The organism is Oceanitalea stevensii (assembly GCF_014837105.1).
GTDB lineage: Bacteria > Actinomycetota > Actinomycetes > Actinomycetales > Actinomycetaceae > Oceanitalea > Oceanitalea stevensii.
In genome coordinates this window covers 115,738-138,520 of the sequence record NZ_JACSPO010000001.1, presented here as the reverse complement: position 1 = coordinate 138,520, position 22,783 = coordinate 115,738, and the positions used below count along the sequence as shown (strand labels likewise).

20 protein-coding genes are annotated in these 22,783 nt (G+C 73.8%); 9 read left to right on the top strand and 11 right to left on the bottom strand.

The window, feature by feature from the left end; genetic code table 11:
- Positions 1–65: 65 nt before the first annotated feature.
- The gene (locus H9624_RS00655) at positions 66–671 is read left to right on the top strand and encodes a class I SAM-dependent methyltransferase (protein ID WP_251837991.1); all 606 of its coding nucleotides are present in this window, start codon (positions 66–68) and stop codon (positions 669–671) included.
- An 11-nt stretch (positions 672–682) separates the two neighbouring features.
- On the opposite strand, the gene H9624_RS00650 is transcribed toward H9624_RS00655, so the two are convergent.
- From H9624_RS00650 to miaB, 4 genes are all read right to left on the bottom strand, one after another.
- Positions 683–1,207: a hypothetical protein gene (locus H9624_RS00650; RefSeq protein ID WP_251837990.1), complete on the bottom strand. Its 525-nt coding sequence runs from the start codon at positions 1,205–1,207 to the stop codon at positions 683–685.
- Between the two features lie 41 nt (positions 1,208–1,248).
- The gene (dapF, locus tag H9624_RS00645) at positions 1,249–2,160 is read right to left on the bottom strand and encodes a diaminopimelate epimerase (RefSeq protein ID WP_251837989.1); all 912 of its coding nucleotides are present in this window, start codon (positions 2,158–2,160) and stop codon (positions 1,249–1,251) included.
- A gap of 122 nt (positions 2,161–2,282) precedes the next feature.
- The gene (miaA, locus tag H9624_RS00640; protein WP_251837988.1) at positions 2,283–3,191 is read right to left on the bottom strand and encodes a tRNA (adenosine(37)-N6)-dimethylallyltransferase MiaA; all 909 of its coding nucleotides are present in this window, start codon (positions 3,189–3,191) and stop codon (positions 2,283–2,285) included.
- Between the two features lie 123 nt (positions 3,192–3,314).
- Complete coding sequence (gene miaB, locus H9624_RS00635; RefSeq protein ID WP_251837987.1) at positions 3,315–4,832, bottom strand: tRNA (N6-isopentenyl adenosine(37)-C2)-methylthiotransferase MiaB; 1,518 nt, start codon at positions 4,830–4,832, stop codon at positions 3,315–3,317.
- A 114-nt stretch (positions 4,833–4,946) separates the two neighbouring features.
- On the opposite strand from miaB, the gene H9624_RS00630 reads away from it, so the two are divergent.
- The 4 genes from H9624_RS00630 (at position 4,947) to H9624_RS00615 (ending at position 8,164) form a co-directional block, all read left to right on the top strand.
- The gene (locus H9624_RS00630) at positions 4,947–5,699 is read left to right on the top strand and encodes an amino acid ABC transporter ATP-binding protein (RefSeq protein ID WP_251838958.1); all 753 of its coding nucleotides are present in this window, start codon (positions 4,947–4,949) and stop codon (positions 5,697–5,699) included.
- Between the two features lie 35 nt (positions 5,700–5,734).
- Positions 5,735–6,586 (top strand): glutamate ABC transporter substrate-binding protein, encoded by an 852-nt coding sequence (locus tag H9624_RS00625; RefSeq protein WP_251837986.1) that lies wholly within the window; start codon positions 5,735–5,737, stop codon positions 6,584–6,586.
- Positions 6,587–6,653: 67 nt separating this feature from the next.
- Positions 6,654–7,304, top strand: a complete 651-nt coding sequence (locus H9624_RS00620) for an amino acid ABC transporter permease (protein WP_251837985.1) — start codon at positions 6,654–6,656, stop codon at positions 7,302–7,304.
- On the top strand, positions 7,301–8,164 hold the full coding sequence (locus H9624_RS00615) for an amino acid ABC transporter permease (RefSeq protein ID WP_251837984.1): 864 nt from the start codon (positions 7,301–7,303) through the stop codon (positions 8,162–8,164). Before H9624_RS00620 ends, H9624_RS00615 begins: the two co-directional genes overlap by 4 nt.
- A gap of 38 nt (positions 8,165–8,202) precedes the next feature.
- Here H9624_RS00615 and H9624_RS00610 read toward each other — a convergent pair whose 3' ends face one another.
- The 3 genes from H9624_RS00610 to H9624_RS00600 form a co-directional block, all read right to left on the bottom strand.
- Entirely contained in the window at positions 8,203–8,673 is a 471-nt protein-coding gene (locus tag H9624_RS00610; protein ID WP_372435115.1) for a regulatory protein RecX, read from the bottom strand.
- Between the two features lie 104 nt (positions 8,674–8,777).
- Complete coding sequence (gene recA / locus H9624_RS00605) at positions 8,778–9,818, bottom strand: recombinase RecA (protein WP_251837983.1); 1,041 nt, start codon at positions 9,816–9,818, stop codon at positions 8,778–8,780.
- A gap of 226 nt (positions 9,819–10,044) precedes the next feature.
- Positions 10,045–10,275 carry a DUF3046 domain-containing protein gene (locus tag H9624_RS00600; RefSeq protein ID WP_251305034.1) on the bottom strand — a complete coding sequence of 77 codons (231 nt, stop codon included), beginning with the start codon at positions 10,273–10,275 and terminating at the stop codon, positions 10,045–10,047.
- An 87-nt stretch (positions 10,276–10,362) separates the two neighbouring features.
- On the opposite strand from H9624_RS00600, the gene H9624_RS00595 reads away from it, so the two are divergent.
- The 3 genes from H9624_RS00595 (at position 10,363) to H9624_RS00585 (ending at position 16,647) form a co-directional block, all read left to right on the top strand.
- Positions 10,363–15,081: a DEAD/DEAH box helicase gene (locus H9624_RS00595; RefSeq protein ID WP_251837982.1), complete on the top strand. Its 4,719-nt coding sequence runs from the start codon at positions 10,363–10,365 to the stop codon at positions 15,079–15,081.
- Complete coding sequence (locus H9624_RS00590; RefSeq protein WP_251837981.1) at positions 15,068–15,847, top strand: DNA-formamidopyrimidine glycosylase family protein; 780 nt, start codon at positions 15,068–15,070, stop codon at positions 15,845–15,847. Before H9624_RS00595 ends, H9624_RS00590 begins: the two co-directional genes overlap by 14 nt.
- Positions 15,848–15,942: 95 nt before the next feature.
- Positions 15,943–16,647 (top strand): hypothetical protein, encoded by a 705-nt coding sequence (locus H9624_RS00585; protein WP_251837980.1) that lies wholly within the window; start codon positions 15,943–15,945, stop codon positions 16,645–16,647.
- 73 nt (positions 16,648–16,720) lie between these two features.
- Here the strand turns inward: H9624_RS00585 and H9624_RS00580 are convergent, their stop codons facing one another.
- From H9624_RS00580 to pgsA, 3 genes are all read right to left on the bottom strand, one after another.
- Positions 16,721–17,029, bottom strand: a complete 309-nt coding sequence (locus H9624_RS00580; RefSeq protein WP_110852306.1) for a helix-turn-helix domain-containing protein — start codon at positions 17,027–17,029, stop codon at positions 16,721–16,723.
- 149 nt (positions 17,030–17,178) lie between these two features.
- The gene (locus H9624_RS00575; protein WP_251837979.1) at positions 17,179–17,670 is read right to left on the bottom strand and encodes a CinA family protein; all 492 of its coding nucleotides are present in this window, start codon (positions 17,668–17,670) and stop codon (positions 17,179–17,181) included.
- Positions 17,667–18,266, bottom strand: coding sequence for a CDP-diacylglycerol--glycerol-3-phosphate 3-phosphatidyltransferase (gene pgsA, locus H9624_RS00570; protein WP_251837978.1), 600 nt, complete (start codon positions 18,264–18,266; stop codon positions 17,667–17,669). Before pgsA ends, H9624_RS00575 begins: the two co-directional genes overlap by 4 nt.
- 61 nt (positions 18,267–18,327) lie before the next feature.
- Between pgsA and H9624_RS00565 the strand changes: the two genes are divergently transcribed.
- Positions 18,328–19,629 carry a CapA family protein gene (locus H9624_RS00565; RefSeq protein ID WP_251837977.1) on the top strand — a complete coding sequence of 434 codons (1,302 nt, stop codon included), beginning with the start codon at positions 18,328–18,330 and terminating at the stop codon, positions 19,627–19,629.
- Between the two features lie 511 nt (positions 19,630–20,140).
- Here H9624_RS00565 and H9624_RS00560 read toward each other — a convergent pair.
- On the bottom strand, positions 20,141–22,774 hold the full coding sequence (locus H9624_RS00560) for a DNA translocase FtsK (protein ID WP_251837976.1): 2,634 nt from the start codon (positions 22,772–22,774) through the stop codon (positions 20,141–20,143).
- Positions 22,775–22,783: the final 9 nt, after the last annotated feature.

Sequence of the window (22,783 nt, the reverse complement as noted above, 5' to 3'; positions counted from 1 at the left end):
CAGGATCCCACGGGAGGCCCCGTCCGGCGACCAGTTATCCCCAGGGGCGGGGTAGGTTTCGGTGAGTGAGCGAGCACTACTTCACCGCGCAGCCGGCCTCCCCCGGGGAGACCCGCACCATCGACGTCGTCCTGCGCGGGCGACCGGTCCAGGTCCGCACCGCCCCGGGCGTCTTCTCCGGCGACCGCCTCGACCTCGGCACCCGGGTGCTCCTCGACGCCGTGCCCGATCCCGTCCCCGCGGGGACGCTCGTCGACCTCGGCTGCGGCTGGGGGCCGGTGACGCTGGCGATGGCGACCGCGTCCCCGGGGGCGAGGGTCGTCGCCGTCGACGTCAACGAGCGCGCCCGGGACCTCACCGCACGGAACGCCGCCGCGCTCGGGCTGGGCAACGTCGTCGTCGCCGCTCCTGAGGAGGCCGCCGGGCTCGTCGCGGACGGGATCGACGAGCTGTGGTCCAACCCGCCCATCCGGATCGGCAAGGAGGCGCTGCACGAGCTGCTGCGCACGTGGTTGGGGCGGCTGGCACCGGAGGGACGCGCCCGGCTGGTCGTGAGCAAGAACCTCGGGGCCGACTCCCTGCAGCGCTGGGTCGAGACCGAGCTCGGCATGCCCACCGAGCGCCTGTCGAGCTCGAAGGGCTTCCGGGTGCTCGACGTGCGCCGCGCCTAGCCCTCCTCCGCTCAGTGCGCCGGGAGGCAGCCGCCGTCGAGGATGACGCCGGCGAGCTCGGCGCTGACGCTGCCGTCCGCCGCGACGCTGCCGACCATGCACCCGCCCGCCGGCGCGCCGACACCGAAGCGGACACCGCCCGCACCGTCGCCGCGCGTCCGGACGTGCTCGAGGCCCACGTCGGCGAGTGCGCGCTCGACCCCGTCCTCCGTGAGCGGCTCGTCACCCTCGCCGAGTGCCTCAAGCGCCGCGGTGGCCTGCTCGAGCGCGTCGGCGTTGCCCGCCATCGCGCTGTCGTCAAGGGGAGCGCGGTCGCGGTACCGCTCGTTCTGCTCCATCGCGTGCTCCGGGTCGTAGGGCACGCAGTCCGCGGGCACCTGGCCGTCGACGGGCGCAGGACAAGCGGGGAGCGTGCTCGGGCTCGAGTCCGGCGCGCCGGGCGACGTCACCGTCCCGCACGCCGGCAGGAGGAGGAGTGCCGCAAGCGCCCCGGTCGCACGGCACACGGAGCGTCTTGTGCGGAGCTGAAGGGGCATGGCCGGGGAGTGTACCGACGCCGCCACGGGACAGGCTTGGCTCAGCGCAGCGTGACGCGACCGACGAGCGTCGCGGGCCCCGAGAGGAGTGCGCGGCCGTCGTCGGTGAGCCGCACGACCAGCTCCCCGCCCGGCACGAGGACCCGCCACAGCCGGGGCGCTCCCGCCCCGCCCCACGCGTGCAGCGCGACGGCGACGGCGCAGGCCCCGGTGCCGCACGAGCGGGTCTCCCCCGCGCCCCGCTCCTGCACGCGCATCCGCACGGTGCCGGTGGGCTCGCCGTCCGTCGTCGTCTCCCCGAGGGGGACGACGATCTCGACGTTCGTGCCGTCGGCGGGCTCGGGGTCGACGGCGACGAGCGGGCCGAGGTCCGCCGCCACCAGCTCGTCCTCGTCGGGCAGCGCGACGACGGCGTGCGGGTTGGGCATGGTGACGCGCAGCCCGGCGCGGGTGCCCTCGAGGCCGCGGACCTGGACGGCGACGTCGAAGCCACGGGTGACGGCGTCACCGCCGCCGGGCAGCTGCCACGGGCCCATGTCGACGGTCCAGTCGGTGCCGGCGCGGGTGACGCTCCGCACGCCGCCGCGGGTGCCGATGAGCACCGGCTCGCCGTCGGCGGGAGCGATGAGGCCCTCGTCGACGAGGTAGGTGGCGAGGAGACGGGCGGCGTTGCCGCACATCTCGGCGACCGACCCGTCCGCGTTGCGGTAGTCCATGAACCACTCCGCGCCCTGCGCCGCGGCGGCGCGGGCCTCGGGCGTGCCCAGGGCGGCCGACCGGACGGCGCGGACGAGGCCGTCGGCGCCGATGCCGGCGCGCCGGTCGCACACGGCGGCGACCGCGGCGGCGTCCACGTCGAGGCGGGCGTCGGGGTCGGTGAGGAGGACGAAGTCGTTCTCCGTGGCGTGCCCCTTGGTGAGCGGGACACCCCGGAGCGGGGCCAGCGGCGACATGCGAGGAGCCTACGCGCCTCCCCCGCTCACCCCGTACCCCGCCCCCATGTCCGCATATGCGGGATATCTGCAGCGCTGCGGTGCTGAGAGCCGCAGCCTTCCCGCATATGCGGAGGGAGGGGCTACCCGAGGAGGGCGGCAACCCGCTCCGCCAGGTCGGGCGACGGCGGGAGCCAGTGGACGCGCGGGTCGCGGCGGAACCACTGCTGCTGGCGGCGGGCGAGCTGGCGGGTGGCGATCGAGATGGCCTCGTGCGCGTCCTCGACGCTGAGCCGGCCCTCGAGGACGGCGACCGCCTGGGCGTAGCCGACGGCACGCGACGCGGTCAGGCCCCGGCCCAGGCCCGCGCCGAGCAGCTCGCGGGTCTCCTCGAGGAGTCCGCCGTCGAGCATCGCCCGGGCACGCGCGGAGATGCGCGTGAGGAGCTCCTCGCGCGGGACGTCGATGGCCACCTGGACGGCAGGCAGGTGGTAGCGGTGCTCGGGCATCGTCGCAGAGTAGGGCCGGCCGGTGAGCTCGATGACCTCCAGGGCGCGCACGATGCGCCGGGTGTTGGCCGGCGGGATCCGCTCGGCGGCGGTGGGGTCGCGCTCGGCCAGCTCGCGGTACAGCATCCCGGGGCCCTGCTCCTCGGCGCGGGCCTCGAGGCGGCCGCGCACCTCGGGGTCGGTGCCGGGGAACTCGAGCTCGTCGAGGACGGCACGCACGTAGAGGCCGGAGCCACCGACGAGGACACCGCGGCGGCCGCGGCCGGCGACGGCGGCGAGGTCGGCGCGCGCCTCGCGCTGGTAGGCCGCGACGTTCGCCTCCTCGGTGACGTCGAGGACGTCGAGCTGGTGGTGGACGATGCCGCGGCGCTCGGCGAGCGGGAGCTTCGCGGTGCCGACGTCCATGCCGCGGTAGAGCTGCATCGCGTCCGCGTTGACCACCTCCGCGGCGGCGGGGCCGCCGAGGAGCTCGACGACGTCGAGCGCGAGGTCGGACTTGCCCGTCGCGGTGGACCCGACGACGGCGAGGACGGGAGGGTGCACGGCGCCCACGCTACGCACCACGGCACCGGCGGACCGGTCGCACCTTCCGCTCACCGCGGCCCGTGGAGAGGGGCGCGCCGTGACCGGGAAGGGCGACGCAGGGCTCCGGGAGCACGCCGCCGCTCAGCGGGTGCGCAGGGACGGCATGCCGAGGGTGACAGCGCCGCCCGGGGCAGGGGCGCCGCCGCCGTGGTCGTGGTCGCCGCGCTGGGCGCGCTCCCACGCGTCGCCGGCGCGCGTGCGGCGCAGGGCGTAGGTGCCGCCGAGCGCCGGGGAGTCGGCGACCAGGTGGTGGGGCGCGCCGTGGGTGACGGTCGCGGTCACCATGTCGCCGGGACGCGGGAGGTCCGTGACGCCGTCGGGAAGCGCGACGTGGACGAGCCGGTTGTCGGCGGCGCGGCCACTGATCCGGGCGGTCGCACCGTCCTTGCGGCCGCCGCCGTCGGCGACGAGCACCTCGACGGTGCGCCCGACCTGCCGCTCGTTCTCCTGGGTGCCGATCCGCTCCTGGAGGGCGACGAGGCGCTGGTAGCGCTCGGCGACGACGTCGGCCGGGACCTGCTCGGGCAGGTCGGCCGCGGGCGTCCCGGGGCGCGGGGAGTACTGGAAGGTGAAGGCGCTGGCGAAGCGGGACGCCTCGACGACGTCGAGGGTGGCCTGGAAGTCCTCCTCGGTCTCCCCCGGGAAGCCGACGATGATGTCGGTGCTGATCGCGGCGTCGGGGATGGCGGCGCGGACGCGGTCGAGGATGCCGAGGAACTTCGCCGAGCGGTAGGAGCGCCGCATGGCCCGCAGGACGCGGTCCGAGCCGGACTGCAGCGGCATGTGGAGCTGCGGCATGACGGTGGGGGTCTGCGCCATCGCCTCGATGACGTCGTCGGTGAAGGCGGCGGGGTGCGGGGAGGTGAAGCGCACCCGCTCCAGGCCCTCGACCTGCCCGCAGGCGCGCAGCAGCTTGGCGAAGGCGCCGCGGTCGCCGAAGCCCACGCCGTAGGAGTTGACGTTCTGGCCGAGCAGGGTGACCTCGATGGCGCCCTGGGCGACGACGGCCTCGACCTCGGCGAGCACGTCGCCCGGGCGGCGGTCGCGCTCCTTGCCGCGCAGGTGGGGCACGATGCAGAAGGTGCACGTGTTGTTGCAGCCCACGGAGATCGACACCCAGCCGGCGTAGGCCGACTCCCGCTTGGTGGGAAGCGTCGAGGGGAAGACCTTGAGCGACTCCTCGATCTCCACCTGCGCCTCGGCGTTGTGCCGGGCCCGCTCGAGGAGCGTGGGCAGCACGTCGAGGTTGTGGGTGCCGAAGACGACGTCCACCCACGGGGCCTTGTCGACGATGCCGTCGCGCATCTGCTGGGCGAGGCAGCCGCCGACGGCGATCTGCATGCCGGGCCGGGAGCGCTTGACCGAGGCGAGCTGGCCGAGGTTGCCGAAGAGGCGGCTGGCCGCGTTCTCGCGGACGGAGCACGTGTTGATGACGACGACGTCCGCACCGGTGCCCAGCGCCTCACCGGCGCCCGCCTCCGCGGGCACGTAGCCGGCCCCCTCGAGCATGCCGGCGAGGCGCTCGGAGTCGTGGACGTTCATCTGGCAGCCCATGGTGCGCACGACGTAGGTGCGGGGCGCGCTCGCGGTGGCAGTCATCGTCGGCCAAGTGTAGTTGGGCCGCGCCGTGTCCCGACCGTGACCTCGATTTACATGATCGTCATCACAAGTGTGGTTAGGTTTGCCACTATGACTCAGCCGGGCACGGACTCCATGCCGCCTCCGACCACCGAGCCGCTTGTCGAGATGCGCGGGGTCAACAAGTACTTCGGCGAGCTCCACGTGCTCAAGGACATCGACCTCACCGTCCACCGCGGCGAGGTGGTCGTCGTCATCGGCCCCTCGGGATCGGGCAAGTCCACGCTGTGCCGCACGATCAACCGCCTGGAGACGATCAGCTCCGGCGAGATCGTCGTGGACGGCACCCCGCTGCCCGAGGAGGGCAAGGCGCTGGCCCGTCTGCGCGCCGACGTCGGGATGGTCTTCCAGTCCTTCAACCTCTTCGCGCACAAGACGGTCCTCGACAACGTCACCCTCGGGCCGATCAAGGTCAAGGGGCTCAAGACGAAGGAGGCCAAGGACCTCGCGATGGACCTCCTCGAGCGGGTTGGGGTCGCCAACCAGGCGGGCAAGCTCCCCGCCCAGCTCTCGGGCGGCCAGCAGCAGCGCGTGGCGATCGCCCGGTCGCTGGCCATGCAGCCCAAGGTCATGCTCTTCGACGAGCCGACCTCGGCCCTGGACCCCGAGATGATCAACGAGGTCCTCGACGTCATGACCTCCCTCGCGCGAGACGGCATGACGATGGTCGTCGTCACCCACGAAATGGGCTTCGCCCGCAAGGCGGGCGACCGCGTCGTCTTCATGGACGCCGGCGAGATCGTCGAGGAGAAGACCCCCGAGGAGTTCTTCACCCACGCCGAGACGGAGCGCGCCAAGGACTTCCTCGGCAAGATCCTCACCCACTGACCCTCCGCACTGTCCGCACTTCGAAGGAGAACAGCATGCAGAAGACCCGAGTGATCGCGATCGCAGCCGCAGCGCTGCTGGCGCTGACGGCCTGCGGAGACGACGGCGGGAACGGGAACGGCGAGAGCGCCGACCCGGCCGACTTCCCCGAGGGCAGCACCATGGCACGGATCGTCGAGGAGGGGACCATCACCATCGGCACGAAGTTCGACCAGCCGCTCTTCGGCCTCCAGGGCCCCGACGGCGTCCCCGTCGGCTTCGACGTCGAGATCGGCCAGCTCATCGCCGACGAGCTCGGCGTGGAGGCCGAGTTCGTCGAGGCGCAGTCCGCCCAGCGCGAGACGCTCATCCAGAACGGGTCGGTCGACCTCGTCGTGGCGACCTACACGATCAACGACGAGCGCAAGGAGCTCATCGACTTCGCCGGGCCGTACTACGTCGCCGGCCAGTCGCTCATGGTGACGGCGGACAACACCGACATCAACGGCCCGGACGACCTCGCCGGCAAGACCGTGTGCTCCGCGGACGGCTCGACGCCCGCGCAGAACATCCGCGACAACTACCCCGACGCCGAGCTCGTCACCTACGGCGCCTACACCGACTGCCTCGACCCGCTGAGCAGCGGCCAGGTCGACGCGGTCACCACCGACAACGTCATCCTCGCCGGCTACGTCAACGAGCAGCCGGACGACTTCAAGCTCGTCGGTGAGCAGTTCACCGAGGAGCCCTACGGAATCGGTCTGGCCAAGGACGACGACGACTTCCGCACCTTCGTCAACGACACCCTCGAGGCCGCCTACGAGGACGGCCGCTGGGCGGAGGCCTGGGAGAACACCGCCGGCGCGGTGCTCGACACGCCCGAGCCGCCGGCGGTCGACCGGTACTGAGCCGACCTCCACGCGGTCCGGGGCGCTGCGGCGCCCCGGACCGCACCCACGCTGATCGGGAACCTTGATGAACGTCGTCCTCGACAACCTGCCGGCATTCTGGAACGGCTTCCTCACCACCCTGTACATCGCCGCGGTCAGCGGCGTCATCTCGCTGGTGGCGGGAGTCCTGCTGGCCGCGATGCGCGTGTCCCCCCTCTCGACGCTGCGCTGGGTGTCCACCGCGTGGGTCGAGGTCATGCGCAACACACCGCTGACGCTGATCTTCATCTTCGTCGCCGGCGTGCTGCTGACGATGGACATCCTCATCCCGATCGGGCGCACCCAGGCCATCGTCGCCCTCTCCGTGTACACCTCGGCCTTCGTGTGCGAGGCCGTCCGCTCGGGCATCAACAGCGTGGGCATCGGGCAGGCTGAGGCCGCCCGGGCCATCGGCCTCACCGGCGGCCAGTCGCTGCAGCTCGTCGTGCTGCCGCAGGCGCTGCGCACCGTCGTGCCGCCACTCATCAACGTCCTCATCGCCATGGTGAAGAACACCTCGATCGCCGCGGGCTTCGCCTCGCCCGAGCTCGTGTCCGCCGCCCGCACGGTCTCCCTGTCGAACCCCGGCAGCGCCCTGTGGGTGTTCAGCGGTATCGCGGTCTTCTACCTCCTCATCACGGTGCCGGCGGGCATCCTTGCCAACCGGGTCGAGCGAAAGGTGGCGTTCGCACGATGAGTGACGTCAGCACCGTCCTGTACGACGCCCCCGGCCCGGTCACCCGTCGGCGCCAGCGCCTGCTCTCCGCCCTCGCCGGGCTCCTCATCCTCGCGATCCTCGCGTGGGGCCTGTACGCGATGTACCGCAACGACATCTTCAACGACCGCTGGCTCGTGCTCGTCGACCCACCGCGCGGCCAGTCCGTCCAGAACGTGTGGTGGGACTCGCTGCTGTGGGGCGGGCTCATCCAGGGCACCCTCAAGGCCGCAGCGCTCGCCATGCCGTTGGCCGGTCTGCTCGCGCTCGTCCTCGTCATCCTCCGCACCACGCCGCGCCGGGCGGTCCGCACCCCCACCACCGGCCTCATCGAGCTCTTCCGCGGGCTGCCGGTCCTCGTCCTCATGATGTTCGGGTACTTCGTCTTCGGCTTCAGCCCGTTCGCCTCGGTGGTGTTCGGACTGGTGATCTACAACGCCGCCATCGTCGCCGAGATCCTCCGCGCCGGACTCTCCTCCATCGCCAAGGGCCAGGGAGAGGCAGGCCTGGCGATCGGCCTGTCATGGTTCCAGAACTTCTTCATCATCATGCTCCCGCAGGCCGTGCGGGTCATGCTGCCGAGCCTCATCGCCCAGCTGGTGGTGCTGCTCAAGGACACCTCGATCGGCTTCATCATCGCCTACCACGAGCTGCTCCGGGCGTCCCAGCTCAACTACAACTTCTTCGGCAACGAGAGCCGGCTGCCGTTCTTCGTCGCGACGCTGGCGATCTACCTCACCCTGAACTTCACACTCACCCGGGTGGCGATCGTCGTCGAGAGGCGCCTGCGCCAGCGGGGGCAGAAGGTCGAGAAGCCGGGGGCCCGCGTGGCGGCGCGCTGAGTCGACCTGGTCCGGCACGCAGGGCCGACCTCCGGCTCCTACGGCGCCAGGGGCTCGCCGGCGGGCTCCTCGCCGTCGGCGGCGAGCGCCTCGTCGACTGCCCGCATCGCCACACCGGGTGAGTAGCCCTTGCGGGCGAGCATCCCCGCGAGCCGGCGGCGGCGCTTGTCGTGGTCCAGTCCGCGGCTCGCGCGAGCCTTGCGGAGGGCGAGGTCACGCGCGGCTGTGAGCTCGTCGTCGTCGTCGATCTGCTCGAGGGCCTGCTCAGCGACCTCGGGGCTCACGCCCTTGAGACGCAGCTCGTGGGCCAGCGCCCGCCGGGCGAGGCCGCGCTCCCCGTGGCGGGTGCGCACGAGCATCTCGGCGTAGGCGGCGTCGTCGACGAGGCCGACCTCCTCGAAGCGGTCGAGGAGCTGCTCGGCGATCTCGTCGGGGACGTCCTTCGCGGCGAGCTTCTCCGCCAGCTGCGCGCGGCTGCGTGGTGCGGCCGCGAGCTGGCGCAGGAGGATCGCGCGGGCGACCTCCTCACCGGGAGGTTCGACGTCCTCGGCGGCAGCGCCGGTGGCCGGAGGCTCCTGCGCGGGCCTCCGACCACCGGGACGGGACGAGGGGCTCAGAAGTCGACCTTCGCCTCGGCGTCGGCGTCCTCCACCTTGACCCCGATACCGAGCTTGTCGAGGATCTTCTTCTCGATCTCCTCGGCGAGCTCGGGGTTGTCCTTGAGGAAGCGGCGGGAGTTCTCCTTGCCCTGGCCGAGCTGGTCGCCCTCGTAGGTGAACCAGGCGCCGGACTTGCGCACGATGCCGTGCTCGACGCCGAGGTCGATGAGGCCGCCCTCGCGCGAGATGCCCTGGCCGTAGACGATGTCGAACTCCGCCTGCTTGAAGGGCGGGGCCATCTTGTTCTTGACGATCTTGGCCCGCGTGCGGTTGCCCACCGGGACGGTCCCCTCCTTGAGGGTCTCGATCCGGCGGACGTCGATGCGGATGGAGGCGTAGAACTTCAGCGCCTTGCCACCGGTGGTGGTCTCCGGGGAGCCGAAGAACACGCCGATCTTCTCGCGCAGCTGGTTGATGAAGATCGCCGTGGTGCCCGACGCGGACAGCGCACCGGTGATCTTGCGCAGCGCCTGGGACATGAGGCGGGCCTGGAGACCGACGTGGGAGTCGCCCATCTCGCCCTCGATCTCGGCCTTGGGCACGAGCGCCGCGACGGAGTCGATGACCACGATGTCCAGCGCCCCGGACCGGATGAGCATGTCCATGATCTCCAGCGCCTGCTCACCGGTGTCCGGCTGGGAGACGAGGAGGGCGTCGGTGTCGACGCCGAGCTTCTTCGCGTACTCGGGGTCCAGCGCGTGCTCTGCGTCGATGAAGGCGGCGATCCCGCCGGCCTTCTGCGCGTTGGCCACGGCGTGGAGCGCGACGGTCGTCTTGCCCGAGGACTCCGGGCCGTAGATCTCGACGACGCGGCCGCGGGGCAGCCCGCCGATGCCGAGGGCGACATCCAGGGCCACCGACCCGGTGGGGATGACGGCGACGGGCGGACGGGTGTCGTCCCCCAGCCGCATGATCGAGCCCTTGCCGAACTGGCGGTCGATCTGGCTGAGCGCGGCCTCCAGGGCCTTGCTGCGGTCTGCTACGGGAGCGGCCATGTGGGTCTCCTTGTGTCGTGGCCGGCGGGGCGCGGCCGTGCGGGACGGGGCTGGTCTGTCAGGGCCCGCCCTCTCCGGACGGCTACCTGTGGGGAGGCTATGTCCGACCACTGACATCCGGGACGTGGGCCCCACCGGCTGTGGAGCTCCGCGGCTCGTCCTTCCCTGGGGACCAGCGTAAACCGAACGGGCGTTCGACCGCCCCTCCGACACGCGCGCAGACTGTTCAGCGCCGCCGCGGGTCCAGGGTGCCCCGGTGGCGCCAGCGCACCCGCTCGTCCAGCTCCATCTCCACGCACACCGCGTCCCACACCTCGCGCGGCGCCACCCCGTCCGCGAGCGCCTGCTCCGGCGTGCGGTTGCCGAGCGGCACGAGGACGAGCTCGGTGGCCAGGGTGCGGCCGTAGGCGGGGCCGAAGGTCTCCTCCAGCGCCTGCCGGAACTCCGAGTGCTTCACCGCACCAGCGTGCCACGCCCGCGGCGTCCACCGCTCCCGCAGCGGCACCGACGCGTGCATGTCACACCTGCCCTGCACAATGACGACATGGTGGACGACGCGCTGGCCGGGTTCTCCGCTCCCACGCGCGCGTGGTTCGCCGGGGCCTTCGCCGCACCCACCGCCGCGCAGGCGGGTGCCTGGGAGGCGGTGCGTGCCGGGGACCACGCCCTCGTCGTCGCGCCCACCGGGTCGGGCAAGACGCTGTCCGCCTTCCTGTGGTCGGTGGACCGCCTGCTCACCGGCGAGGACCCGCCGCCCGAGCGGCGTGCCCGGGTCCTGTACGTCTCCCCGCTCAAGGCCCTGGCCGCGGACGTCGAGCGCAACCTCCGCTCCCCGCTCGTCGGCATCACGCGGGCGGCCGCAGCGGCGGGCACGCCGGTCCGCGACGTGACGGTCGGCGTCCGCACCGGTGACACCCCGCCCGCCGAGCGGCGGGCCCTGGCCACCCGGCCGCCCGACATCCTCATCACCACCCCCGAGTCGCTCTACCTCGTCCTCACCTCCGCCGCCCGCGAGGGGCTGCGCGGGGTGGAGACCGTCATCCTCGACGAGGTCCACGCCGTCGCCGGCACCAAGCGTGGCGCGCACCTGGCCGTCTCCCTCGAGCGGCTCGACGCCCTGCTCCCCCGCCCCGCCCAGCGGGTCGGTCTCTCGGCCACGGTCCGTCCGGTCGAGACCGTCGCCCGGTTCCTCGGCGGCACGCGCACCCCGGAGGACGGCGGGCGCCCGGTGCGCGTCGTGCGCCCGGACATCGCCAAGGAGCTCCAGGTCGACGTCGTCGTCCCGGTGCCCGACCTCTCGGACCTGCCCGACGCCCCCGGCCGCGAGTCCACGCCCGGCGAGGAGGACCTGTCCGGCAGCGCCGCGGGCCGCCTGCCCACCCAGCACCGCGCCTCCATCTGGCCGCACGTGGAGGAGCGGCTCGTCGACCTCATCACCGCCCACCGCTCGACCATCGTCTTCGCCAACTCCCGCCGCGGCGCCGAGCGGCTCGCGGCGCGGGTCAACGAGGTCTGGGCCGAGCGCACCCGACCCGCCGGCGACGCCGCCGCACCGCCGTCGTCGTCCTCCCCGGGCTCGGGGTGGGCGGCCCAGGTGCCCGGACAGTCCGGGACCGCCTCACCGGCCGCCGACGGCGAGCTCGCGCGCGCCCACCACGGCTCGATGAGCCGCGAGGAGCGGACCAGGATCGAGTCGGCGCTGAAGTCGGGCACCCTGCCGGCCGTCATCGCCACCTCCACACTGGAGCTCGGCATCGACATGGGCGCCGTCGACCTCGTCGTCCAGGTCGGGTCCCCGCCGTCGGTCGCCTCCGCCCTCCAGCGCATCGGACGCGCCGGCCACCAGGTCGGGGCGCTGTCCCGCGGGGTCGTCCTGCCCACCCACCGCGGGGACCTCCTCGCCGCCTCCGTCACCTCCGTGCGCGCGCAGGAGGGGGCCATCGAGTCGCTCCAGGTGGTGGCCAACCCGCTCGACGTCCTCGCCCAGCAGATCGTCGCGATGCTCGCCGTCGAGGACTGGTCGGTGGACGAGCTCGCCGCGCTCGTCCGGCGCAGCGCACCCTTCGAGTCCCTGGGCGACGCCTCCCTCCACGCCGTCCTCGACATGCTCTCCGGCCGCTACCCCAGCGAGGACTTCGCCGAGCTGCGGCCCCGCCTCGTGTGGGACCGCGCCGCCGGCACCCTCTCCGCGCGGCCGGGCGCGGTCCGGCTCGCGACGACGAGCGGCGGCACCATCCCCGACCGCGGCCTCTACGGGGTCTTCCTCGCCGCCTCCGTGAGCGCCGACGGCGGCGACGGCGTCACCTCCGCCGGGCGCGGCGGGCGCCGCGTGGGCGAGCTCGACGAGGAGATGGTCTTCGAGTCACGGGTCGGGGACACCTTCACCCTCGGCTCGAGCACGTGGCGCATCGAGGACATCACCCCCGACCGCGTCCTCGTCTCCCCGGCACCGGGGCAGCCCGGACGCCTGCCGTTCTGGAAGGGCGACTCCCCCGGCCGGCCCGTCGAGCTCGGCCGGGCCCTGGGCGCCTTCGTCCGCACCACCGCGGCCCTGCCGCTCGAGCAGGCCCACGAGCGCCTCGCGGAGCAGGGGCTGGACGAGTGGGCCCGGGACAACCTCCTCGGCTACCTCCACGAGCAGCGCGAGCATGCCCACCTCAGCGACGACCGCACCATCGTGCTCGAGCGCTTCCGCGACGAGCTCGGTGACTGGCGGCTCGTCATCCACTCCCCCTTCGGCTCCCGGGTCCACACGCCCTGGGCGCTGGTCCTGGCCGCCCGGCTGCGGGAGCAGCTCGGCATGGACGTCGCCGCGATGCCCGCGGACGACGGCATCGTCATGCGGCTGCCCGACATCGGCTCCGAGGGCGGCGAGCTGCCCGTCAGCGGCGAGGACCTCCTCCTCGACCCCGACGAGCTCACCGGGCAGGTCGTCGACGCGCTGGCCGGCTCCGCGCACTTCGCCTCGCGCTTCCGCGAGGCCGCCGCCCGGGCGCTGCTGCTGCCCCGCCGGCGCCCCGACCGCCGCCAGCCGCTGTGGCAGCAGCGGCACCGGGCGGCGCAGCTCCTCGGCGTCGCCGTCGACCACCCCGACTTCCCCATCGTCCTCGAGGCCGTCCGCGAGTGCCTCCAGGACGACTTCGACACCCCCGCCCTCGCCGAGCTCATGGGGCAGGTCGTCCGCCGCGAGCTGCGCGTGGTCGAGGTCTCCACGCCCACGCCGTCGCCCTTCGCGCGCAGCCTCCTCATGGGCTACGTCGGCCAGTTCCTCTACGACGGCGACGCACCCGCGGCCGAGCGCCGCGCCGCCGCCCTCACCCTGGACCCGCGCCTCCTCGCCGAGCTCATCGGTCCGGGCGCCACCGAGCTCGCCGACCTCCTCGATGCCACCGCCCTGGCCGAGATCGAGGCCGAGGTCTCCCTGCGCCGCTACCCCGCGCAGGACGTCGAGGCGGTCGCCGACCTCGTCCGCCGCCTGGGGCCCGTGACGACGGCGGAGCTCGCCACCCGCTGCGACCCGCCCACCGCGGCCGAGGGCTGGCTCGAGGAGCTGGAGGCGGCCCGGCGCGTCGTCCGGGTCACCGTCGCCGGCGGCACCCGCTGGGCGGTGCTCGAGGACGCCGGCCGGCTGCGTGACGCCCTCGGTGTCGCCCTGCCCGTCGGGCTGCCCGAGGAGGTCCTCGAGCCGGTGGCCGACCCGCTCGGTGACCTCGTGCGCCGCTACGCCCGCACCCACGGCCCCTTCCGGGCCGACGAAGTCGCCGCCCACCTGGGCCTGGGCACGGCGGCGCTGGCGCCGGTGCTGCGGAGGCTCACCGCGGCGGCCGCGCTCGTCACCGGTCGTCTGCGCCCCGGCTCGGAGTCGGCCGACGAGTACTGCGACTCCGAGGTCCTGCGGCGGGTGCGCCGGCGCAGCCTGGCCGTGCTCCGCAGCGAGGTCGAGGCCGTGCCCGCGGCCACGCTGGGCGCCTTCCTGCCGCGGTGGCAGCAGGTGGGGACGGCCGGCTCGGGCACCGCGGCGCTGAGCTCGGTCGTCGACCAGCTCGCCGGGGCCCGGGTGCCTGCCTCGGCGCTGGAGTCCCTCGTCCTGCCCGCCCGCGTGAGCGGGTACCGCACCGCCCTGCTCGACGAGCTCACCACCGCCGGTGAGGTCGTGTGGTGCGGCGCCGGCGCGCTGCCGGGCGTGGACGGCTACCTCGTCCTCGCGCCCGCCGACAGCCCCGAGCTCCTCCCCCCGCCGCAGGAGGTCCCCGACGACCCGCTCCAGCGCACCATCCTCGAGGCGCTGGCCGGGGGCGGGCAGTTCTTCCGCGACCTCCTCGCTGCGTGCCGGGAGGAGGACATCCTCGTGAGCACCGAGCGGGTGCTCGACGCGCTGTGGGAGCTCGTGTGGGGCGGGCACGTCACCAACGACTCCCTCGGCCCGGTCCGCGCGCGGCTCTCCGGTGGCCGCCCGGCCCACCACTCGGCACGGCGGCCGCCGCGGGCGGGCGGGGCCCTGTCCCGCCGTCGCTCGCTCATGGCGGCGGCCGGCACCCGCCCGGGCAACCCGCAGCCCCCGGCCGCGGCCGGGCGCTGGTCGCTGGTCCCGCGCGGCGGGGACACGGCGACGGCGGTGCTCGCCCAGGTGGCCGCCCTGCTCGAGCGGCACGGCGTCCTCACCCGCGGCGCCGCGGGCCTCGAGGACCTCCCCGGCGGATTCGGCACCGCCTACCCCGTCCTCACCCGGCTCGAGGACGCCGGCAAGGTCCGCCGCGGCTACCTCGTCGAGGGCCTGGGTGCCGCCCAGTTCGCCCTGCCCGAGTGCGTCGACCTCCTGCGGGACGCCCTCCGCCGGGAGGACGCCACGGCCCTCCTCCTCGCCGCGACGGACCCGGCCAACCCGTACGGCGCGTCCCTCCCCTGGCCCGAGGGCACCACCGAGGGCGCACGTGCGCGCCGGGCGGCGGGCGCCGTCGTCGTCCTCGTCGGCGGGGAGCTGTGCCTGTACGTCGAGCGCGGCGGCCGCACGCTGCTGTCCTTCACCACGGACGCCGCCCGGCTGGCCGCTGCGGCGCAGGAGCTCGCCGCCACGGCGGCACGCGGGACGCTCGGCCGCGTCACCCTCCAGCGGGTGGACGGCGAGCCCGCGCTCGGCGCCGGCGGACCGGCGCGTGTAGCGCTCGAGGCGGCCGGCTTCTTCGCCACCCCGCGCGGGCTGCGGCTGCGGGAGGACGGTCCGGCACGCCGGGCGGCGGAGGGAGCCACCCGTGCCCGAGGGTGACATCGTCCTGCGCGTCGCCCGCCGGATGGACGCCGCGCTGGCCGGTCAGCGGCTCGTGCGCGGGGAGCTGCGCTGGGGACGGCTGGGCGACACCGACCTCGCGGGCGCCGTCGTCCTCGGCAACCACCCGGTGGGCAAGCACCTGCTCACCCGCCTCGACGACGGCCGCACCCTGCACACCCACCTCCGCATGGACGGCAGCTGGTGGATCACCCGCGCCGGTGAGGAGCGCGGAGCAGACCGCGCCCACCGCGTACGGGCCGTGCTCGGCACCGAGCGGTGGACGTGCATCGGTCGGCTGCTCGGCATGGTCGACCTCGTCCGTACCCGGGACGAGCACCTCGTCGTCGGGCACCTCGGACCGGACCTCCTCGCCGACGACGTCGACCTCGAGGACTGCGGCGAGCGGGTCCGGGCCCAGGGAGAGCGCCCGATCGGTGCCGTCCTCCTCGACCAGACCGTCGTCGCCGGCATCGGCACCCTCTACCTCGCCGAGTCCCTCTGGGCCCACCACGTCCACCCGCTGCGGCCCGCCCGGGACGTCACCGAGCCGGTGTGCGCGACCGCGCGCCACCTCATGCTGCGCTCGGCCGACGCCCCGCTCCCCACGGCCACCGGGGAGACCGGGCCGGGACGCGACAAGCACGTCCATGGACGGCGCGGGCGCCCGTGCCGGCGCTGCGGGACGCCGATCGTCGAGATCAAGGTCGGCCCGCCCGGCCAGGAGCGGCCGGCGTTCTTCTGCCCGCGCTGCCAGCCCGCGTAGGAGCATCCCGAACCGAGACAGGTTCGTTGCCACCGAAGCATCCCCGGTGGACGTCGCCCTGGCATGCTGGCGATCACCGGTGATCGGAGGTCCTGATGACGATGGCCCGCCCCGCACTGCTCACGCTCGGCCCGCTCCTGGCCGGGGTGCTGCTCGGCCTCCTCGCCACCCCCGGGGCGGACACACCCCCCGTCCCCGACGACGTCGCCGCCTGGTTCGCCGCCCACGGCGGCACGGCGGCCACGACCGCGGCCGAAGGCCTGGACGTGGAGGCCGCCGGTCGGGCAGCGGTCGGTGGTGCGTTCCCGCTGCACCTGTGGAGCGAGTCCGTGCGCACCGGCGAGCCGGAGCCACACCCGGTCGTGCCACGGGAGGAGTGGGTGGCCGCGTACAGCCGGGACGGCACTGCGGCGGGGACGCTCGTAGCCTGGCGCGTGGACGGCGAGGTGGCCCTCGCCAGCGTCGACGACCACGCGGAGCTGGCTGCGGCTCTGGCCCCGCTGCCGGCCGGGTCCCTCGTCGTCGAGGAGCCCCTGCTCGGTGCGTTCTTCGCGATCCGCGACGAGGAGGTGACGACGCTCGTCCCGGGCTTCTTCGAGGGGCCACGGACTGCGCCGTTGGCCGCCTTCTCGGAGTCGCTCGCCGCGCAGCTCGAGGGGCTGGTCGGCGGCGGCGGCGAGCCCGAGCAGGAGGGGCGCGGGTGGCTGCTCGTCGCCGCGGCCGTGGGGGCCGGCGTGGTGGCGGCGGGTGGGGTCTGGGTCGCACGACCGTGGCGCCGGGCAGCGGGCAGCGCCGGCTGAGCCCTCGCACGCCGGCCGGGTCCACGCACACGTGAGCCCCCGGACCAGCCGGGGGCTCACGTGTGGTGCGAGGTCAGGCCACGCCTGCGAGCTCCTCGCGGAGGGAGGAGACGAGCTCCTCGGGCACGGTGTCGGGGACGTGGACGCCCTCGGCCACTGCGATGCGGTCACTGACCTTGCGCAGGACGAAGGACATCGGGATGTTGAGAGCGGTGCAGATGGAGGCGAGCAGCTCGGAGGACGCCTCCTTCTGACCGCGCTCCACCTCGCTGAGGTAGCCGAGGGACACACGGGCCGCGGAGGAGACCTCACGCAGCGTCCGGCCCTGGTGCTGACGCACCGTCCGGAGCACATCACCGATCTCACGTCGTAGGACGATCATCGGGGTCACCTCCTGTCGCTCACCGAAAGTTGTCTTACCGTACCCTGACGCGGGCGATGGCGCGGGTCGGGTGGGTCGCCGTCCCACAGGGCGGCGTGTCGGTCGCACCGCGGTGCGGCCCGGAACACTGTTCGTCGTCATCACACTGGTCAACGGGCGGCCGCCGCAGTTTGTTCCCCGTCCTCCAGGAGCCCGAGGAGGACGGCGAGCGCGGCACCGACCGCGGCGCGTCTCACGAGCGGCCGGGTGCCGGCGACGGCGAGGCGGCGCACCCGGACGGTGCCGGTGAGGCTGGCGGCGACGAACACGGTGCCCGCGGCAGCGCCGTCGGCCGGTCCCGGCCCGGCCACGCCCGTGGTGCCGATGCCGCAGTCCGCACCGAGGAGGCGGGCAGCACCCAGGGCGAGCTGCCGGGCGACCTCCGCCTGGACCGGCCCGCCGTCGTCCAGGACCGCCTGCTCGACCCCGAGGACCTGCGCCTTGAGGCTGGTCGCGTAGGTGACCACCCCGCCGCGCACCGCCCACGAAGCACCCGGGACGTCGACGAGCGCGGCGCTGACGAGCCCACCGGTGAGCGACTCCCCCGTCGCGACGGTGAGACCCGCGCGTCGCAGCCGCTCGACGACGGCGGCGGCGGTCACCGGCGCTCGGCGGCCGGGGACTGGGCGATCCGCACGGCCCGGACGACGTAGTCCAGGCCCGTGACGACCGTGACGAGGACGGCGAGGAGCATGACCCACCACGCGCACACGAGGAGGACGTCGGCCGCCGCCTGCGGCAGCAGGGACTCCCACGGGATGAGGTAGGCGGTGATGAAGACGATCTGCAGGACGGTCTTGAGCTTGCCGCCGTTGGAGGCGGCCATGACGGCGCGGCGCACCATGACGAAGCGCAGCGCGGTGATGCCGAGCTCGCGGACGATGATGACGACGGGCACCCACCACGGGATCGTCCCCTCGGTCCACAGCAGGAGGAGCGCCGCGATGACGAGGGCCTTGTCGGCGATCGGGTCGGCGATCTTGCCGAAGTTCGTCACCAGGCCGCGGCTGCGGGCGATGTGACCGTCGAGCTTGTCGGTGGCCGCGGCGGCGAGGAAGACGACGGTGGCCGCGACCCGCGAGGCGGTGGAGTCCCCGAGCATGAGGACGGCGAAGACGGGCACGAGTGCCACGCGCACCATCGTCAGCACGTTCGCCAGGTTCCACAGCGGGACGTGCGGGGAGCTCTCCGTCGACATGGGGTCCAGGGTACGGGCCGCCGGGACGAGGTACCCGCCACCGCGCAGTACTCTCGGCGCCATGGGACGCCACGCCCTCCCCGCCCGCCCACGGACCGCGCCCTGGGTGGCGCTCGGTGTCGTCCTCCTCGTCGGTCTCCTCGCCGCCGTCGCGCTCTGGCGGCCCTGGCAGGAGCAGCCGGCCGCCGCTCCGTCCCCGACGGCGACGGCGACCAGTGAGCCGACCGCCACACCGACGCCGACGCCGAGCCCGACGCCCGAGCCGCGGCCCGACGCACGCTTCACCATCCTCGGCGGCGGCGACGTGCTGCCCCACACGACGGTCATCGAGACGGCGCGCACCGGCGACGGCTACGACTTCGTCCCCATGCTCGAGGCCAGCGCGGAGTACACGCGCGGCGCGGATCTCGCGCTGTGCAACGCGGAGGTGCCGATCGCGCCGTCGGGCACCGAGCCGAGCGGGTACCCGATGTTCGGCGCCCCCGAGGAGCTGGCCGCGGACCTCGTCCGCCTCGGCTGGGACGGGTGCTCGACCGGCACCAACCACAGCCTCGACCGCGGGCTGGACGGCCTCACCCACACCCTCGACGTGTTCGACGACGCGGGCCTGGGGCACGTGGGCACCGCTCGCAGCGAGGCGGAGGCGGGCAGCGCGCAGTGGTACGAGCTGGAGCGCGAGGGGCAGACCATCCGCGTGGCCCACCTCGGCGCGACCTACGGCACCAACGGCATCCCGGTGCCCGCGGACAGCCCGTGGGCGGTAGAGCTCATCGACGCCGACCGGCTCGTGCGGATGGCGACGGAGGCGCGGGAGCAGGGGGCGGACCTCGTCGTCGCGAGCATCCACTGCTGCAGCGAGTACAGCGGAGTCGTGCACCCCGACCAGGCGAGCCTCGCCGAGACCCTCGCCGACTCGGGCCAGGTCGATCTCGTCCTCGGTCACCACGCGCACGTCCCCCAGCCCATCGACCGGCTGCCGGGTGGACCCGACGGCCAGGGGATGTGGGTGGCCTACGGGCTGGGCAACTTCATCTCCAACCAAGACGAGCTGTGCTGCGTGCCGCAGACGGCCACCGGCCTGCTCGCCCTCGCGCACGTCGTCAAGCCCGACGGCGAGCCGGCCCGGGTGGAGTCGGTGGAGTGGACGGCGGTGACGGTGGACCGCGTCGGCGACCAGCGGCTGCACGTCCTGTCCGACCTCGTCGCCGGGGAGCGCCCGGAGGGCCTGGCCCTGTCCGAGCAGCAGATCACCAGCCGCTACCAGCAGGTGCTCGACGTCGTCGGCGACGTGGCCCCCGAGCGCACCGAGCCCCCCGAACCGACCGGCCCCCCGCCCACGGTCGTCCCCCGCCCCACCGACTGACCGCCCGAGCCGCTGCCACCGAGCGCTGAGTTGTTCCAGACACCCCTTGTTGCCGAGCGCTGACTTGCTCCTGCCACACCCCATCGCCGAGCGCTGAGTTGTTCCAGACACCCCATCGCCGAGCGCTGACTTGTTCCCGTCACCCCCTGTCGCCGAGCGCTGAGTTGTTACCGCCACACCCCGTCGCCGAGCGCTGACTTGTTCCCGACAGTGCACGTCTCGGCGCGGCGCATCGCGGTTCCGCGCGAGGGGTAACAACTCAGCGCTCGGCGCAAGAGGGCTGGCTCGGCGCGAGGGGTAATAACTCAGCGCTCGGCGCAAGAGGGCTGGCTCGGCGCGAGGGGTAACAACTCAGCGCTCGGCGCGAGAGGGCTGGCTCGGCGCGAGAGGGCTGGCTCGGCGCGAACGGGGCCGGGGCGCCGCGACGGGGGTAACAACTCAGCGCTCGGCGCGAGAGGGGCGGCGCGGCGTGAGGAAGGCGTCACAGCTCAGCTCCCGCGGGAAGGCTGGGTCAGCGGTTGGTGAGGTTCCAGGCGTCCTCGTCGGAGGGGGCGTCGTCGTCGTAGTAGTCCTCGACGACCTCCGCGTCCCCGGTGGGCAGCACCGTGGTGGCGTCCACCTCGGCGGCGACGTCGTAGGGGACGTCCTCCCCCGACGGCGCCGGCGTCTCCCCACGGAGCATCGCCAGCGTGCCGGGCAGGTCGTCCGGCTGGACGAGCACGTCACGCGCCTTGGAGCCCTCGGACGGGCCGACGATCTCCCGCGACTCGAGGAGGTCCATGAGGCGGCCGGCCTTGGCGAAGCCGACCCGCAGCTTGCGCTGGAGCATCGACGTCGAGCCGAACTGGGAGCTGACGACGAGCTCGGCCGCCTGGAGCAGGAGGTCGAGGTCGTCGCCGATGTCCTCGTCGACCTGCTTCTTCGCGGCCGCGACGACGACGTCCTCGCGGTAGCTCGGCTGCAGCTGCGTCTTGACGTGCTCGACGACGGCGTGGATCTCCGACTCCGTGACCCAGGCACCCTGGACACGCATCGGCTTGGGCGCGCCCATCGGCAGGAACAGCGCGTCGCCCTGGCCGATGAGCTTCTCGGCGCCGGGCTGGTCGAGGACGACCCGCGAGTCGGCCAGCGACGACGTCGCGAAGGCGAGCCGCGAGGGCACGTTCGCCTTGATGAGCCCGGTGACGACGTCGACGCTCGGGCGCTGCGTGGCGAGCACGAGGTGGATGCCGGCCGCGCGGGCGAGCTGGGTGATGCGCTGGACCGAGGCCTCGACGTCGCGCGGGGCGACCATCATGAGGTCGGCGAGCTCGTCGACGACGACGAGGAGGTAGGGGTAGGTCGAGATCTTACGCTCGCTGCCGGGCAGCGGCTTGACCTTGCCGGCGCGCACCCCGGCGTTGAAGTCGTCGATGTGCTTGTAGCCGAAGGCGGCGAGGTCGTCGTAGCGCGCGTCCATCTCCCGCACCACCCACTCCAGCGCCTCGGCGGCCTTCTTGGGGTTCGTGATGATCGGGGTGATGAGGTGCGGGATGCCCTCGTAGATCGTCAGCTCCACCCGCTTGGGGTCGACGAGCACCATGCGCACCTCCTCGGGGGTGGCACGCATCATGATCGAGGTGATCATCGAGTTGACGAAGCTCGACTTTCCGGCGCCGGTCGCGCCGGCGACGAGCAGGTGCGGCATCTTCGCGAGGTTCGCGACGACGTAGCCGCCCTCGACGTCCTTGCCCACGCCCATGACGAGGGGGTGCTCGCTGCGGCGGGCGACGGAGGACCGCAGGACGTCACCCAGGGAGACGGTCTCCCGGTCGGCGTTCGGGATCTCGATGCCGATCGCGGACTTGCCGGGGATCGGGGACAGGATGCGGACGTCGGCGCTGGCGACGGCGTAGGCGATGTTCTTGCTCAGCGCCGTGACCCGCTCGACCTTCGTGCCGGACCCGAGCTCGACCTCGTAGCGGGTGACCGTCGGGCCGCGGGAGAAGCCGGTGACCTTGGCGTTGATCTCGAACTGCTCGAGGACGTTGCTCAGCGCCTCGACGACGCGGTCGTTGGCGGCGGAGCGCAGCTTGTGCGGAGCGCCCTTGACGAGCACGTCGTCGGCGGGGAGCTGGTAGACGATGTCGGGGCTGAGCTCGAGCTGCTCGGCGCGTGCGGGCAGCGGCTCGGTTGGCGGCGCGAGCAGCTCGTCCTGCGGCTCCGGCTCCTGCTCCTGTGCGACGGCCTTCTTGCGAGGGGCGCGCTTGCGGCCCGGCTCGGGCAGGACGGTCGTCTCCTCGGCGGCGGCCGCCGTCTCGGCGGCGCGCGCATAGGCCTCGTCGGCGGCGTACTCGCCGGGCACGACCTCGGTGTCCGCCTTCGGCGCGCGGCGACGGCGGGGACGTGGCGGACGCGCGGCGGCGACATCGTCCTCCTGGGGTGCCGCGGGGGCGTCGTCGTCGTGGCGGCCCGTGAGGCCCCGCAGCTTGCGCGGGATCGCGGCCACCGGGGTGGCGGTGATGATGAGGAGGGAGAAGAAGGCGAGCAGGACGAGCACCGGGATGGCGACCCACTCGCTGAGGAGCACGGTGAGCGGGGTGCCGACGAGCCAGCCGACGACGCCGCCGGCGTCCTGCACGGCCGCGAACTCCTGCGTGGCGCTCGGCACGCCCTTGGCGACGTGGATGATGCCGGTGACGGCGACGACGGCGATCGCGACGCCGATGCTTACCCGGCCGTTGTCGTGTCCCCGCTCGGGGTGGCGCATGAGGCGCACGGCAAGGACGACCAGGGGGACGGGGAGCAGCACGGCGAGCACGCCGACGCTCCCCGCGGTGACGGCGTGGACGACGGTCCCGGCCGCGCCGGAGAGGCCGAACCACTCACGCGCCGCGACGACGATCGCGAGCGCGAGGAGCAGCAGGGCCACCCCGTCCTTGCGGAGTGCCGGGTCAAGCCCGCGGGCACCACTTCCCATACGACGCAGCGTCCCTCCGATGACGTGGGCGATCCCCAACCACAGCCCGCGCACCGCCCGGACCGGCCACGGCGGGCGTGACGGGCTGGGGGCGCGGCTCGACCGTCCTCCGGAGCGCGCGGCCGAGCTCGCGCTCGGCCTGGCGGGCCGGGCGGACCGTGCGGGGGAAGTCGTACGGGTCGCCATGTGTGTCCT

Coding starts and splice junctions, on each gene's coding strand:
- dapF (WP_251837989.1), bottom strand. CDS start 2,160: ATGTCGCCGCTGGCCCCGCTCCGGGGTGTCCCGCTCACCAAGGGGCAC.
- pgsA (WP_251837978.1), bottom strand. CDS start 18,266: ATGTCGACGGAGAGCTCCCCGCACGTCCCGCTGTGGAACCTGGCGAAC.
- H9624_RS00620 (WP_251837985.1), top strand. CDS start 6,654: ATGAACGTCGTCCTCGACAACCTGCCGGCATTCTGGAACGGCTTCCTC.
- H9624_RS00615 (WP_251837984.1), top strand. CDS start 7,301: ATGAGTGACGTCAGCACCGTCCTGTACGACGCCCCCGGCCCGGTCACC.
- H9624_RS00580 (WP_110852306.1), bottom strand. CDS start 17,029: ATGATCGTCCTACGACGTGAGATCGGTGATGTGCTCCGGACGGTGCGT.
- H9624_RS00630 (WP_251838958.1), top strand. CDS start 4,947: ATGCCGCCTCCGACCACCGAGCCGCTTGTCGAGATGCGCGGGGTCAAC.
- H9624_RS00595 (WP_251837982.1), top strand. CDS start 10,363: ATGGTGGACGACGCGCTGGCCGGGTTCTCCGCTCCCACGCGCGCGTGG.
- H9624_RS00650 (WP_251837990.1), bottom strand. CDS start 1,207: ATGCCCCTTCAGCTCCGCACAAGACGCTCCGTGTGCCGTGCGACCGGG.
- H9624_RS00585 (WP_251837980.1), top strand. CDS start 15,943: ATGACGATGGCCCGCCCCGCACTGCTCACGCTCGGCCCGCTCCTGGCC.
- recA (WP_251837983.1), bottom strand. CDS start 9,818: ATGGCCGCTCCCGTAGCAGACCGCAGCAAGGCCCTGGAGGCCGCGCTC.
- miaB (WP_251837987.1), bottom strand. CDS start 4,832: ATGACTGCCACCGCGAGCGCGCCCCGCACCTACGTCGTGCGCACCATG.
- H9624_RS00560 (WP_251837976.1), bottom strand. CDS start 22,774: ATGGCGACCCGTACGACTTCCCCCGCACGGTCCGCCCGGCCCGCCAGG.
- H9624_RS00565 (WP_251837977.1), top strand. CDS start 18,328: ATGGGACGCCACGCCCTCCCCGCCCGCCCACGGACCGCGCCCTGGGTG.
- H9624_RS00625 (WP_251837986.1), top strand. CDS start 5,735: ATGCAGAAGACCCGAGTGATCGCGATCGCAGCCGCAGCGCTGCTGGCG.